Raw genomic sequence first — 13,600 nt, forward strand, 5'->3', positions numbered from 1 at the left:
CGGTCGTAGGCCACCACCACGCGGCGATCCAGCGCCACCACGTTATTGCCGTCGTCCCACTGTTCGCGTTCGCGCTGGTAAGCGTCGCCGCCGGTCTGGATGATGTTGATTTCCTTCAGGCCCAGCGCCTCGCGCACCACTTCGGTCAAGTGCTTGCCTTCGTGACGCTCGAAACGCACTTCGCCCGGCTTGTCGCCAGCGTACATGCTGGTGCAGATGATGGCGTCGACCACGTCCGGGAATACCGACAACAGGTCAATATCCAGGAAGCTGAAGACGGTGTCGAGGTGCATCGCACCGCGGCTCTTCGGCATCTGGCAGGCGATGACGCGGGTTGCGCCGCCTTGCTTACCGAGGATATTGCGCGCTACTTGTACCACGGCTTGCGGGCTGGTGCGTTCGCCCATGCCGATCAGGACCACGCCGTTGCCGATCGGCATTACGTCGCCGCCTTCCAGCGTCGCCAGGCCGTAATCCTTGTCGCTGTCGCCCCACCATACGTTCACCTTGCCGGCGAAGTACGGGTGGAATTGGTAAACCGCTTGCTGCAGCAGGGTTTCCTGGCGGCGAGCCGGCCAGTACATCGGGTTGAGGGTCACGCCTTCGTACATCCAGCAGCTCGGGTCGCGCTGGAACAGGATATTCGGTACAGCAGGCAAGACGAAATCGGAATGTTCCAGATAGCCGCCGAACAGACCCTTGGCGTCGAACGGCAATTCAAATTTGGCGATACCGCCGATCATATGTTCGGCCAGTTGCGCGGACGGCATTTCGTCCAGCCAAGCACGCAGTTCCTTCTGCATGCCGATGCCGACATTGTCGGGCTTGACCTTGCGGTCCAGCAGCCAGGTACGGCCGGCCTTGTCATCCATCACCTTGGCCAGTGCCTCGGTCAATTCGATGACATGCACACCGCGGGCACGCATCTGTTCCACCATGTAATCATGGTCTTTCTGCGCACGTTCAACCCAGATCACGTCATCGAACAACATGCTGTCGCAGTTGCCCGGGGTCAGACGTTTGTGAGCCAGGCCAGGACGGGCAACCATCACACTGTGGAGCTTGCCGCATTCAGAATGGACACCAAACTTGGTCATCTTGCTTCCTTCTTATCGCCATATTGTGAAATTGTGCGCGGACACCGCCAAGAGCGGATCCAGCGCCCGGCCTCTCGGGGAAAACCCGATTCGCCGCATGCGCCGCGAGCATCGGCACATGTCTGGAAACTGAAATTAGAAACCCTGATGCTCAGTCACTGGAAATGTCATTAGAGGTGAAGATTAGAATATTCTAAAACACTTTAATATTAACATTCCGATTTACTGAGCTGCAATCATAGTAAGGAGAGGACGTTCGAGCAAAGAAGATTTATGTAATACTTGATAAAAATCAATTTATCTATATTGCGTTTTATTGACAAACCTTCTTGCAAGCGGTATTAGGCGAAATTTTGCGTCGCATTCACGCAAGTCGATTTATATCCACGACATATTCACATCAAAACCGGACCTTTTGGCACTTGCGCCAGGCGCCAGTGCTTGTGTGCCCAAGACCACACATCGGAGAGAGAATGAAGCTCGACAGGCGGACGATGACCGAGCCGGGACAACGCCAGACGCAACTCATCGAGCGCATCGCCGACCGAAATCGATGGCGCCAGCGTCTGTTTGGACAGCTTCTCGCCCGCCGCGTTGACCAACAGCGGCAGATGGCAATATCCCGGCGTCGTCGCGTGCAGGCACTGCTGCAACCAGATCTGCCTGGGCGTCGACACCAGCAGATCGGCACCGCGCACGACATCGGTCACCCCCTGCTCGGCATCGTCGACCACCACCGCCAGTTGGTAGGCCCAATAGCCATCGGCGCGCAGCAGAACAAAATCGCCGATATCGCACGCCAGCCGCTGCGCATAGTGTCCCTGCAAGCGGTCGTCGAAGGCCACCTCGCCAGCGCCGTCGACACGCAGACGCCAAGCCAGTGCGGATGCGCCGGTCAAGCCACGCTCGCGACAGGTACCGGGATAAACGAAGCCATCGACGCCGCGCGGGGCCTCGGCTTGGATTTCGCGCCGCGAGCAGCGGCAGCCATAAGCCAACCCCTGGCGGATCAAGCCATCGAGCGCCTCGCGATACAACGCATGGCGGCGGCTTTGGTACTCGACAGGTCCGTCCCAGGCGAAGCCGAAGCGTTCGAGTGTGCGCAGAATTTCATCCGCCGCGCCCGGCACCATGCGCGGGGTATCCAGATCCTCGATGCGCACCAACCATTGGCCGCCATGGGCCTTGGCTTCGAGAAAACTGCCGACGGCGGTCATCAGCGAACCGGCATGCATGAGCCCGGTAGGGCTAGGCGCGAAACGCCCGCGATACGGGGAAAATTCGGAATGACGCAACATCGATTAAAATGACTATCAGAACATTCACAAGGAGAAAAACGAGATGGCCTATGTTGTAACGGAAGCCTGCGTCAAATGCAAATATACCGACTGCGTCGATGTCTGCCCGGTCGACTGTTTTCACGAGGGGCCGAATTTCCTGGCCATCGACCCGGACGAGTGCATCGACTGCACCTTGTGCGTGGCCGAATGCCCGGTCGAAGCGATCTATGCCGAGGACGACGTGCCTGCGGGGCAAAAACCCTTCATCGCCCTGAATGCCGAGCTGGCGAAGACATGGCCGGTCATCATCCAGAGAAAGGATCCGTTACCCGAGCATGCGCACTGGGCAACCGTACAGGACAAACTGGATCTTCTGGAAAAATAGCTTATGAGGATGATGCGTTGCTTCGCGAACGCATCCTACGCCCCTTACGTAGGTCGCATTCGCCGCAGGCAATGCGACATGTCGCGGGACGGCGCATTGCTTCGCGAATGTTCGCGACCATTTAATCGAACAAATCGACCCCACCCTCCGGCCCCTCCCCGGAGGCGAGGCTGTCGCGATACTGCCGCTCGCGTTGCGCCAGTTTGGCTAGCCTGTCGGTATTGAGACGCCGGATCATCACCTTGCCGCTTTCGGTAAAGAAATAGACCTTGCGCGCCGTATCGCCCAGAAGATCGCTGGCGACGATGGGGATACGCTCGACCTCCAGGTAGCGGCGCACAAAGGCGGCATTGAGTTCGCCCACATTGACCACATTCATGCCGTCGAGCACCTTGCCGGCGCCGAATACCTTGGCCTGCAACCGGTCGCGCCGGGCGCCGCGTTTCTGCATATCGGTGATCAATAGCTCCATGGCTTGTACGCCGTAGCGTGCGGACAGGCTTTCGACCGTCGATGTCCCGCCGCCATCCGGCAACATGAAATGGTTCATGCCGCACACGCCGACGGTCGGGTCGCGCAGGCAGGCCGCCACGCAGGAGCCTAAAACCGTCACCAGCAGCTTGTCGTTGTGGGTTGCCACGAAGTCGCCCGGCAACAGCTTGACTGCCGGCAGATGGAACTGCTGATCGAAGTAGTCGAGCCCGTGCCTGCTGTGCGCCATGGCAGGGTCACCCGGTCCGCAATCGTTCCAGCACGCGCGGCGCCAGTTGATCGAGCGGGCAGATCTCGTCGACGCCGCCCTGTGCCACCGCTTCCTTCGGCATGCCGTAGACGATGCTGGTCGCCTCGTCCTGCGCCAGGGTGTACGCACCGGCGCGGCGCATGGCCAACATGCCGCGCGCGCCATCCTTACCCATACCGGTCATGATCACGGCAATGGCATCCTTGCCGACTCGCTCGGCGGCGGAATCGAACAGCGCGTCCACCGCCGGCCGATGGCGATTGATCAGTTCGCCGCGGTCGAGGCCGATATACCAACCGGCGCCCGCTCGACGAATGCGCATGTGGGAATGTCCCGGCGCAATATAGGCGGTATTGCGACATACCGGCTCGCCATCGACGGCCTCCTTGACGTGCATGGCGCACAGCCCGTCGAGCCGGGCGGCGAAGGATAAGGTGAAGTGTTCCGGCATGTGCTGCACGATCAGGATGGGCGGGCACTCGCCCGGCAAGCCGCCGAGAAAAGTACGGATCGCTTCGGTGCCGCCCGTGGAGGCACCGACGAACAGCAGCGCGTTCGGATTGATCCGCGGCTGTCCCAGCGCAGGCACAGGCGTAGATGCCGGCACGGCAACACGGCGCGGCAGTCGGCTCTTGGCCGCGGCGGCCACGCGGATCTTGTCCCGGATCTCGTCGGCATAGGCCTGCATGCCGGCATTGACGTTATTGTCCGGCTTGGCGATGAAATCGACCGCGCCAAGCTCCAGGGCGGTCAGCGCGGCCTCCGAACCGGCCCGGGTCAGGGTGGAGATCATCAATACCGGCGTCGGGCGCAAGCGCATCAGGCGCCGCAGAAATTCGATGCCGTCCATGCGCGGCATTTCCACGTCCAGGGTGATGACGTCGGGGTTGGTGGCGCGGATTCGCTCGCGCGCAACTAACGGGTCGGAAGCGGTGGCCACCACCTCCATATCATCGGCCTCGTTGATGATGCTGGTCAGCAGACTGCGAATCAGCGCCGAATCGTCCACCACCACCACTCTTGTTTTGGCAACAGCAAGCGTCATGAGCCTCTACCCTGCTTTGCGGTAGGCGGTCCTGCCGCAAGGCGTGAATGCATCGGTAATCAGTTGAATGTTCTCCGAATGCCCGAGAAACAACAGGGCATGCGGCTGCATGTGTTCGGCCAGCCGCTGCAGGATGGCCCTCTGGGTCTGACCGTCGAAGTAGATCATGACATTGCGGCAGAACACCGCATCGAACACACCGATGTCCGGCCAGCGTTCGGCGGCCAAATTGAGTTGGCCGAACCGGATGGCCGAACTGAGTTCGGGTTTGATGCGTACTTTCCCCTCGTTGCCCCCCTTGCCGCGCAAGAAGTGCGCCTTGATTTGGCGCTCATTCAATAGGGCGATCCGCTCTTCATGATAGACCCCGGCCGCGGCCGTCTTCAGTACATTGGTATCGATATCGGTCGCCAAGAGCTCAAAGCGACACCATCCCGCAGAGCGTGTCTCGGCCAGTGTCATCGCCGCCGAATAGGCCTCCTCGCCGGTGGAGGCGGCGGCGCTCCACACTCGGTAAATCTGCCCGTCGGCGTGCATGCGGTAATGCTGGGCCAGCATCTCGAAATGGTGCGGCTCACGGAAAAACGCCGTCAGGTTGGTGGTCAGGGCATTGACGAACGCCTGCCACTCCGGATGCGCGGGGTCGGCCGACAACACGTCGAGATAGACGCTGAAGCGCTTTTCACCCATGGCGCGCACGCGGCGCGCCAGCCTGGCATAGGCCATGTCGCTTTTGGCATCCGACAGCGCGATGCCGGCATGGCGGTACACCATATCGCGCACCCGGCGAAAATCCGCGGCGGTAAAGGTCAGATCTCGGTCGTCGATGGGCATACTCTAAAGGGGAAAAGGGGGAACGGCCGCCATGCACCGTCCCCAACCACGGTCAATCGTTTAAAACTCCTCCCACTCCCCCTCCACGTCGCGCGGCGTCGTTTCGGGCGCGAGACGAATGGGCGAGGCCACGGCTCGCGGTTCGACGCGCGGCAGTACCCGTTCTGCCGGTGCCGCACGGCCAAGCTGAGCCATCGAAGCCGGCTTGATCGGGGTCGCGACCGGTTTGCCGATTGGCGCGGCCGATTCGCGACGTGCGGTCATCTTGTCCGCGTCCTTCAATTTGAACAGCGATACGGCGTCGAACAGGTTGCGCGCCTGCTCTTCCAGCGATTCGGCCGCCGCCGCCGCTTCTTCGACCAAGGCGGCATTCTTCTGCGTGTTCTCGTCCATCTGCGTCACCGCCAGGTTGACCTGCTCGATGCCGGAGCTCTGCTCGGCCGAGGCGGCGGAAATCTCGCTCATGATGTCGGTCACCCGAGTGATGGCCGTGACGATTTCCTTCATGGTACGACCCGCCTCGTCCACCAAGCGCGAACCGGACTCGACCTTTTCCACCGAGTTGCCGATCAGCTCCTTGATCTCCTTGGCGGCGCCGGCGGAACGCTGGGCCAGGTTACGCACTTCGCTGGCCACCACGGCGAAACCGCGCCCCTGTTCGCCGGCTCGCGCCGCCTCCACGGCGGCGTTGAGCGCCAGAATATTGGTTTGGAAGGCAATGCCGTCGATCACGCTGATGATGTCGACGATCTTCTTGGCACTGTCGTTGATCTCGCTCATGGTCGAGACCACTTGGCCGACCACCTGCCCACCGCGCGAGGCGATATCGGACGAGCCGATCGCCAGCGTATTGGCCTTCTTGGCGTTATCCGCATTCTGCCGCACGGTACTGGTGATTTCTTCCATGCTGGAGGCCGTTTCCTCTAGGCTTGCGGCCTGCTGCTCGGTGCGGCTCGACAAGTTGGCATTGCCGGCGGCGATTTCGCGCGAAGCGGTATTGATCGAGTCGGTCGACTCCTTGATGTTCTGCACGATGTCGCGCAAGCGCTCGACCGTGGTGTTGGTGTCCTGCTTGAGCGTGCCGAACAGTCCCTGGTAGTCGCTGTGGATGGTATGGGTCAAGTCGCCGCGCGCCACGGCGGAGAGCACCGTGGCAATATCCTGCAGACCGCTGCTGGTGACGTCCAACAGCTGGTTGAGGGTCCCGCTCAGCATTTTGAAGAAGCCATCCTTGCCTTCCAGCTTGACGCGATGCTCGAAATCGCCGCGTGCGGCGGCGGCGACGATTTCCGCCACTTCTTCTTCGATGTGGACTTCCAGCGTGCGGTCGCGCCATTCCACCGCCGTGCCCAGCCGGTCGCCACCGGTATTGAACACCGGGCTCGCCGCCAGGGCGAAGGTGTGGCCGCCGACAACCACCTGACTACGATAAGTGCCCCGCAAATTGGCCAGCAGATTGCGCTGGTGCGAGGGATTCTTGTGGAAGGAATCGAACGAACGCCCAAGCAGGCTGCGCGCCTCGAAACTGGGTAGCTCCTGGCGGATATCGGCTTCGGCGGCCTGCATCATGTCCTGCGCGCTACGGTTCAGGTAAATAATGTTGCCGTTCGGGTCGGCGATCATCACGCTCGTACCGACATTGTCGAGCGCACTGCGAATGCGGATATTCTCGACGGCCTTCTGCGCCGCCTTGCTCATGAAGGCGAACAGGCTACGCTCGTCGCCCTTCTTCAACGTCAGCGTGGTGGTGACCTCGCCGTTGGCCAATTCCTGCATCAGTTTGCGCGCATCATCCGGTTCGCCGCCCAACTCGCGCATCAGCGAACGGGTGATCAGCCAACCGGCCAGCAGGGCCAGCAGCAAGGCAACGATCGCCGAAATGGTCAAGATGCGTTCGGCCTGTGTGGCATCGGTGGCCGCTTGAGAGGCAATACTTTGGGACTGCGATTCCTCCAAATGGATCAGCTTCTCGACCAGATCCATGTAACTGAGTTGGGTAATGCGCATCTGCTTGAGCAAAAACTGGCGCGCTTCGTCCTTCTTGCCGGCTTTGAACAACTGCAGGAAAGTCATGTAATCGGCGCGATAGGCGCTACGCGCGGTCGCGACATCCTGTTGAATACGCATGCTCTCCGGGCTGCCTTGGATGGCGTTCAGCCGATCCATGGCGTCGCTCACCAGTTGGCTGGCCGTGCCGGCTTGCTGAAGCTGGTTGTCGATCAGCTCCTGCGAGTCGGCCAACAGCGCGGTACGCACCGAGCGGGCATGGAGATTGACCGCGTCGATGATGTCGTTGGCCGCCTTGGCGCGCGGCACGTGTACGGTCGAAGTTTCCAGGATACCGGCCCGTAAATTGCCGATCTGTGTCACGGCAATGCCCATGCTAGCGGCGATCACCACGATCACCAGGCCAAAGCCGAGCGTCAGCCGGTGTTTCACTTTCATGCTAACCATTTGACACACCTCCCTGTTGTTGTCCGTTCTGGGCATGGCGCTCGACTTCCATCAAGCTCATCTCCGCACTGCTCATCAGGCGTTCGATGTCCATGACGATCACCATGCCGTCGCCCACCGGCATCAGTCCTTCGATATAGGCGGTATCCACTGCGGCGCCGAACTCCGGCGCCGGCCGGATGGCGTCGGGCTTGAGTTGGATCACATCGGATACGCCGTCGACCACGATGCCGACGGTGCGCGAGAGCACATTCAGAATGATGACCACGGTGAACGGGGTATAACTGGCCTCGCCCAAGTCGAATTTGAGACGCATATCGACGATCGGCACGATGCTGCCACGCAGGTTGACCACCCCTTTAATGAAAGCCGGCGCGCCGGCGATGCGCGTCACCGATTCGTAGCCGCGGATTTCCTGCACTTTGAGGATATCGATCGCATACTGTTCGGTACCGAGCGTGAAGACCAGCAGTTCTCTCACCGTGCTACGCACCGGGTCGGCAATGTCGGTTTGTTCCATGCATTCACCTCTTGTCACGCCGCCCCGCGCGGCTCATTCGGTCGTCAGCATCGCCGCGTGGTTCTGGGCCTGCTTCTGGTTGCGCCGCACGATGGTGGTCACATCCAGGATCAGCGCCACGTGCCCGTCGCCCATGATGGTGGCGCCGGATAGACCTTCGACCTTGTGGTAGTTGGTTTCCAGATTCTTCACGACAAACTGCTGCTGGCCGATCAGATCGTCGACCATCAGCGCCAGCCGGGTATCGTCGCTCTCGACGATGATCAGAATGGCTTCAGTCGGCTCGCCGCGCGCGTCCGGCACATGAAACAGCGCGCCAAGCGCCACGATCGGCAGATATTCGCCGCGTACGTTGACCACTCGGCCACGGCCCGCGACAGTGCGCACGTCCTGCGGCTGCGGCTGCAACGATTCCAGAATGAACGACAGCGGCAGAATGTAGGTTTCCTGGCCGATGCGTACCGACATGCCGTCCATGATGGCCAAGGTCAGCGGCAGATGGATGCCGATCGTGGTGCCGTAATCGCGCAACGACTCGATCTCTACCCGGCCGCCCAGCCCCTGGATGTTGCGCTTGACCACATCCATGCCGACGCCGCGACCCGAAACATCGGTCACTTGAGCCGCGGTGGAAAAACCGGGCTCGAAGATCAGGTTCCACACCTCGGTGTCGCTCATGCCATCGGAGACCGGCATGCCGCGCTCGCGCGCCTTGGCCAAAATCCGCTCGCGGGAGAGGCCCGCGCCGTCGTCGGTCACTTCGATGACGATGCTGCCGCCTTGGTGGAAAGCGCGCAGCGTCAACTGCCCTTGCGGCGATTTGCCTTTGCTCGCGCGCGCCTCGGGCGACTCGATGCCGTGATCCAGACTATTGCGCACCAAATGGGTCAGCGGATCGGCGAGTTTCTCGATGAAACTCTTATCCAGTTCGGTGTTCTCGCCCACCATCTTCAACTCGACCTGCTTGTCGAGTTTCTGTGCCATATCGCGCACCACGCGCGGGAAACGGTTGAAAACGAAGGCCACGGGCGTCATGCGGATAGACATCACCGCTTCTTGCAGCTCGCGCGAATTGCGCTCCAGTTGGCCGATGCCGTTGATCAACCGTTCGTGCGCCACCGGATCGAGCACCGAGCCTGACTGCATCAGCATCGACTGGGTGATGACCAATTCGCCGACCAGATTCAGCAACAGGTCGACCTTTTCGATGTTCACGCGGATCGAGTTTTCCGCGCCCGTCGCGCTGGCTTGCTGCACCGTGCGCTCGGCATGCTGCACAACGGCGGGCGCCGTCGACGGGGAGGCCACGGCGTCAAGCGCCAGGTTCGGCGGCAAGGGATGAAATAGACCGAAGCCGGCGTCCTCGATCGGCTCCTGGCTCGCCTCCAGCGGCAAAAACAGCCCGAACCCCTCCTCCTCCAGCATCACATCGGCATTGGGCGCCGCCGGCGCGCCGAGAAACAGGCCGAAGCCATCGCTCTCCTCGGTGCCTTGATCGCGCGAAACGCGGAAGGTCGCCGGATCTAGGGCGAAAGCCAGCGTTTCGCACATCTCGGTCAGATCCAGGTCGCCGACCAATTGCAGTACCCATGGCTGCGCCGGCTCGGCGCAGCCTTCCTGGATGACGGTCAGCGCGCCGTGATGGCCCAGTTCCTCGACCAGCGCCGGGAAATCGACGCCCTCGACCGGGTCAAGCTCGATGACCAGCGCATGCGTCGTCGGTTCGGCCGGCAGCGCGGGTTCCGGGGCGGCGGGGCCCTCGTCGCCCTGCCCCAAACCGTCGAGCTGCCGTTTGACCGCGTCGACCTCCTCGGGGGCCATTGGCGCGCCGCCACGATGCGCCGCCAACAACGCGGCCAACACATCTTTGGCGCGCAAAAAAGCGTCGACCATCGGCGCGGTCAAGGCCAGCGTGCCCTTGCGGATCCGGTCCAGCAGGTTTTCCAGCACATGGGTCAACGCGGCCAGATCGCCGAAACCGAACGTGGCGCTACCGCCTTTGATGGAATGCGCCGCACGGAAGATGGCGTTGAGCGCCTCCGGGTCGGGGGCATTCAGATCCAGCTCCAGCAACAGGGACTCCATCGAGGCCAGGTGTTCGTCTGTCTCATCGAAGAACACCTGATGAAACTGCGACATATCGATCGACACTGGAAGCCCTCGCTTGTCGGGATACGAGATCGAGCCTGGATTTAGCTCAACCGACTAACCGCTTGACCACGTCCAACAGTTTCTGGGGATCGAACGGCTTGACCAGCCAGCCGGTGGCACCCGCGGCACGGCCCATGGTTTTCATTTGTTCGCTCGACTCGGTGGTCAGCATCAGGATCGGCGTGGAACCATAGGTCGGCAACTTGCGTAAGGCGCGAATCAGCGTTAGCCCGTCCATACCGGGCATGTTCTGATCGGTCAGTACCAGATCGAAGCGCGCGGCTTGTGCGGCGGCCAGCCCGGCTTGCCCATCGACCGCCTCAACGAGTTCGTAGCCGGCACTCTTTAGCGTGAAACTCACCATTTGCCTGATCGAGGCCGAGTCATCCACAGCCAGAATCTTCTTTGCCATGATGCATCCCGTCAGAAGAGATCGACGCTGCCGCTGCCCATGGCAGTCTGCAGTACCGGAGAATGCGACAGCCGCTCGCCAATTTCCCGCAGCTGTTGCTGGACATCCGCGGGAGGGGCGTCTCCCAGCAGATCCAGTGCTTCTTCGATACCGCCGAGGCGGCGACGGATGTGGTCGAGCAACTGGGAGGTCATGTCTTGGAACTGCAGGCAGCGCACCGCATCGCCGACCTCGGTCGAGAGCTTGGCCACACCGACCTGCAGGCTCTGCAGCGATTGCGTCATGCTGTCGTCGAGCTGGGCAATGCGGGAAGAGGTTTCGGATAGGCGCTGTTTGGCCTGCAAGGTGAACATCATGTCCTGCGAGGCAAGTTGGTTGATCAGGCTCTCGGCATCGTTGACCGAATGCCCCACCTTGGCGATCAGTTCGCGAATCTGCCCGCTGAAGGACTCGGTGCGTCCGGAGAGATTGCGGACTTCGTCGGCCACCACGGCGAAGCCGCGACCGAGCTCGCCGGCACGGGCGGCTTCGATGGCGGCATTGAGCGCCAGCATATTGGTTTGGTTATTGATGCTGCCGATTTCGTCCAGCAAGGTGTTGACCGAGTTGACTTCGGTCACGATGCGCTCCATCTGCTCCACCAACAGAATGGCCGATTTGCTGTTTTCCACGGTTTTGGCGACAAAGGTCTCCATGGTTTGCGCAATTTCGTCGACGAACTGTTTGAAGGAGATGCCGTAGACAGTCGCCTGTTGTTCGGTCGATTCGCCTCGGGCCAGGCTCTGCGCCAAGTACAGTTGCGCTTCTGCTTCGCGCGCCAGCCCGTCGAAGCTTTGCACCAAAGTGGCGACCGCATCGCCGATCAAAGTTTTGGTGCGTGCCAGTTCCGTCTGCGCTTCGGAGGTCTGTTCGATGGCGAAATGGCGCGGCGCCAAGCGCCACTCGGCCTGCACCGCCAGGAGATCATCCGGCACGGCCTTCAGCGTGCGAGCGTGGCTAGCGGCAAGCCGCGTGGCCCCAAACCAGCCGGCCAGCAGCAGGACGACGCCGACGATAGCGGCAATCCAGGCCGAATCGAACAATACCGGCATCAGGAGCATCAGCGCACATCCCGCCAACACTACCAAGACAGTACGAGTTTGCACGAACACGCTGCCTGGAGACATTTTCATGCCCTATGAATGATTATGGATTGTCGTCTTATCTCTTGATCATACATAACCCGACTTAATGCAAGATGTTTAACCAATATCTTATGGTTATGCATAATGACAATATAGTAGCAACACACCGAAATTTGGCCGGCACCAGTGAAAATCACTGATCATGCAAAATAAATAAGACGATTTGCGAGGCATCATCGAGAATGCCTGTTGATTTTTTTAGTGGAATACCCTGAAAGAGCAATGACACAGATTGATTGTCGGATTGTTGAGTAAGATCAAAATCGGTCAGGGAATCGCATAGCGCCGCGGCATCCACCCCATCGCTGGTCAGCACCCATTGCGTCGCGGGCAAGAGCGGTACGGTGTACAACGGCGGCTCGGGACAAGCAGCCAGCCCGAGCGGCGGCTGCATGGAGGCATAGGTGGCCATCGGCCGGCCGGATTGTAGAACCAGAATGGCCGGCATACCGGCATTGGCAAGCGTCAGCGTGGCGGCTTCGCGATTGAGTTCGACCACCGCGACGGCGACGAAACGTCCCCAGGCCAGCCGTGCCGTCTGACTATGGCAAAGCTGCGCCAGCGAGGTGGATGACAGGCTGGCATCGCGCAATAGCCGCAATACGTCGAGCATGAATTGCGCCACGTCGAGCGCGGCGGTATCGCCATGCCCGATGGCATCGGCCAACACCGCCAAATCGCGTCCGGGCCTCTGCCAATACAGCGCCATATCGCCGCCGACCGCGTCGGTCGGGCTGACGGCCATCTGCACCTGGTCGCTATCGGGTTCCCGGGTGGTCAGGCTCATGCAGCCGTTAAGCAAAGACAGCGTCAAACCGGCGACGCAAGCCGGCGACAATTCGCCCTCGACCCACATCCAGGCCAGCAGGCGGTCGCCGAGCCGCGCGATATCCAACGGGGACTCGAACAGGTCGAAATGTGGAGGCAGATCCCAAACACGGGCGCTGACGGCGAAACACCAGCACGGACAAGCGATATCCCGCAGAGCCTGGCCGGAAGGCAGCAGATCGCCCTCCAGGACAAAAAGCGCGGCCATGCCCGTCGTCGGCACGGCTCCCGGGTGCTCGATGAAATGCCATTCGAAACACGACAACCAGGGATCCACGCCCATGCGACGGCGCGTGGCCTCGCTGACCAACGCATACAGTTGCATGACACAGCCCCTAAGGGGACTACTGAATATTGAACATCTTATTGAAGCAGGCAATCTCCAGAACTTGCTGCACGGTGTCATGGCAATTGACGAGCGACAGTGACTTCTTCTGCAAGGCGGCCCGCTCCTTCAGGAGCAGCAGCATACCCAGCGCCGAGCTGTCGAGAAAGGGAACCTGATCGAAATCGACCTGAATTTCGACAACGTGCTCGTTGTCGAGCAGCTCTTGGCTCGCTTGGCGGAAGTCCTTGTGCATATTGAAATCAAACTGGCCAAGCAAAACCAGTCTGCCGATATTTCCTTCGACTTTCACTACCGGCTTCATCGTGTTCTCCGTTGGTAT

The 13,600-nt window shown here is 60.8% G+C and carries 13 protein-coding genes; 1 reads left to right on the forward strand and 12 read right to left on the reverse strand.

Annotated features, from left to right (window positions below):
- Both DFP86_RS18240 and gluQRS read right to left on the reverse strand, forming a co-directional pair.
- Positions 1-1,097 (reverse strand): arginine deiminase (locus DFP86_RS18240; RefSeq protein ID WP_133683972.1); only part of this gene is annotated, 1,097 nt, incomplete at its 3' end.
- Positions 1,098-1,492: 395 nt separating this feature from the next.
- Entirely contained in the window at positions 1,493-2,395 is a 903-nt protein-coding gene (gene gluQRS, locus DFP86_RS18245) for a tRNA glutamyl-Q(34) synthetase GluQRS (RefSeq protein WP_133683974.1), read from the reverse strand.
- 43 nt (positions 2,396-2,438) lie between these two features.
- On the opposite strand from gluQRS, the gene fdxA reads away from it, so the two are divergent.
- Positions 2,439-2,762, forward strand: a complete 324-nt coding sequence (gene fdxA, locus DFP86_RS18250; protein ID WP_133683976.1) for a ferredoxin FdxA — start codon at positions 2,439-2,441, stop codon at positions 2,760-2,762.
- A 121-nt stretch (positions 2,763-2,883) separates the two neighbouring features.
- On the opposite strand, the gene cheD is transcribed toward fdxA, so the two are convergent.
- The 10 genes from cheD to DFP86_RS18300 all read right to left on the reverse strand — a co-directional run bounded on the left by cheD (position 2,884) and on the right by DFP86_RS18300 (position 13,582).
- A complete protein-coding gene (cheD, locus tag DFP86_RS18255) occupies positions 2,884-3,483 on the reverse strand; it encodes a chemoreceptor glutamine deamidase CheD (protein ID WP_133683978.1) in 600 nt (199 codons plus the stop codon).
- A 7-nt stretch (positions 3,484-3,490) separates the two neighbouring features.
- Positions 3,491-4,549: a protein-glutamate methylesterase/protein-glutamine glutaminase gene (locus DFP86_RS18260; protein ID WP_133683980.1), complete on the reverse strand. Its 1,059-nt coding sequence runs from the start codon at positions 4,547-4,549 to the stop codon at positions 3,491-3,493.
- Between the two features lie 6 nt (positions 4,550-4,555).
- The gene (locus DFP86_RS18265; RefSeq protein WP_133683982.1) at positions 4,556-5,383 is read right to left on the reverse strand and encodes a CheR family methyltransferase; all 828 of its coding nucleotides are present in this window, start codon (positions 5,381-5,383) and stop codon (positions 4,556-4,558) included.
- A 60-nt stretch (positions 5,384-5,443) separates the two neighbouring features.
- Positions 5,444-7,837: a methyl-accepting chemotaxis protein gene (locus tag DFP86_RS19800; RefSeq protein ID WP_208108396.1), complete on the reverse strand. Its 2,394-nt coding sequence runs from the start codon at positions 7,835-7,837 to the stop codon at positions 5,444-5,446.
- On the reverse strand, positions 7,830-8,357 hold the full coding sequence (locus DFP86_RS18275) for a chemotaxis protein CheW (protein WP_133683984.1): 528 nt from the start codon (positions 8,355-8,357) through the stop codon (positions 7,830-7,832). The genes DFP86_RS19800 and DFP86_RS18275 overlap by 8 nt, the downstream gene beginning before the upstream one ends.
- 33 nt (positions 8,358-8,390) lie before the next feature.
- On the reverse strand, positions 8,391-10,496 hold the full coding sequence (locus tag DFP86_RS18280) for a chemotaxis protein CheW (protein WP_243729441.1): 2,106 nt from the start codon (positions 10,494-10,496) through the stop codon (positions 8,391-8,393).
- 58 nt (positions 10,497-10,554) lie between these two features.
- The gene (locus DFP86_RS18285) at positions 10,555-10,920 is read right to left on the reverse strand and encodes a response regulator (protein WP_133683988.1); all 366 of its coding nucleotides are present in this window, start codon (positions 10,918-10,920) and stop codon (positions 10,555-10,557) included.
- Between the two features lie 11 nt (positions 10,921-10,931).
- Positions 10,932-12,065, reverse strand: coding sequence for a methyl-accepting chemotaxis protein (locus DFP86_RS19780; RefSeq protein WP_279526910.1), 1,134 nt, complete (start codon positions 12,063-12,065; stop codon positions 10,932-10,934).
- 172 nt (positions 12,066-12,237) lie between these two features.
- Positions 12,238-13,257 (reverse strand): PP2C family protein-serine/threonine phosphatase, encoded by a 1,020-nt coding sequence (locus DFP86_RS18295; RefSeq protein ID WP_166642331.1) that lies wholly within the window; start codon positions 13,255-13,257, stop codon positions 12,238-12,240.
- Positions 13,258-13,276: 19 nt separating this feature from the next.
- Positions 13,277-13,582, reverse strand: coding sequence for an STAS domain-containing protein (locus tag DFP86_RS18300; RefSeq protein ID WP_166642332.1), 306 nt, complete (start codon positions 13,580-13,582; stop codon positions 13,277-13,279).
- Positions 13,583-13,600: the final 18 nt, after the last annotated feature.

Source organism: Paludibacterium purpuratum (assembly GCF_004363805.1).
Taxonomy (GTDB): domain Bacteria; phylum Pseudomonadota; class Gammaproteobacteria; order Burkholderiales; family Chromobacteriaceae; genus Paludibacterium; species Paludibacterium purpuratum.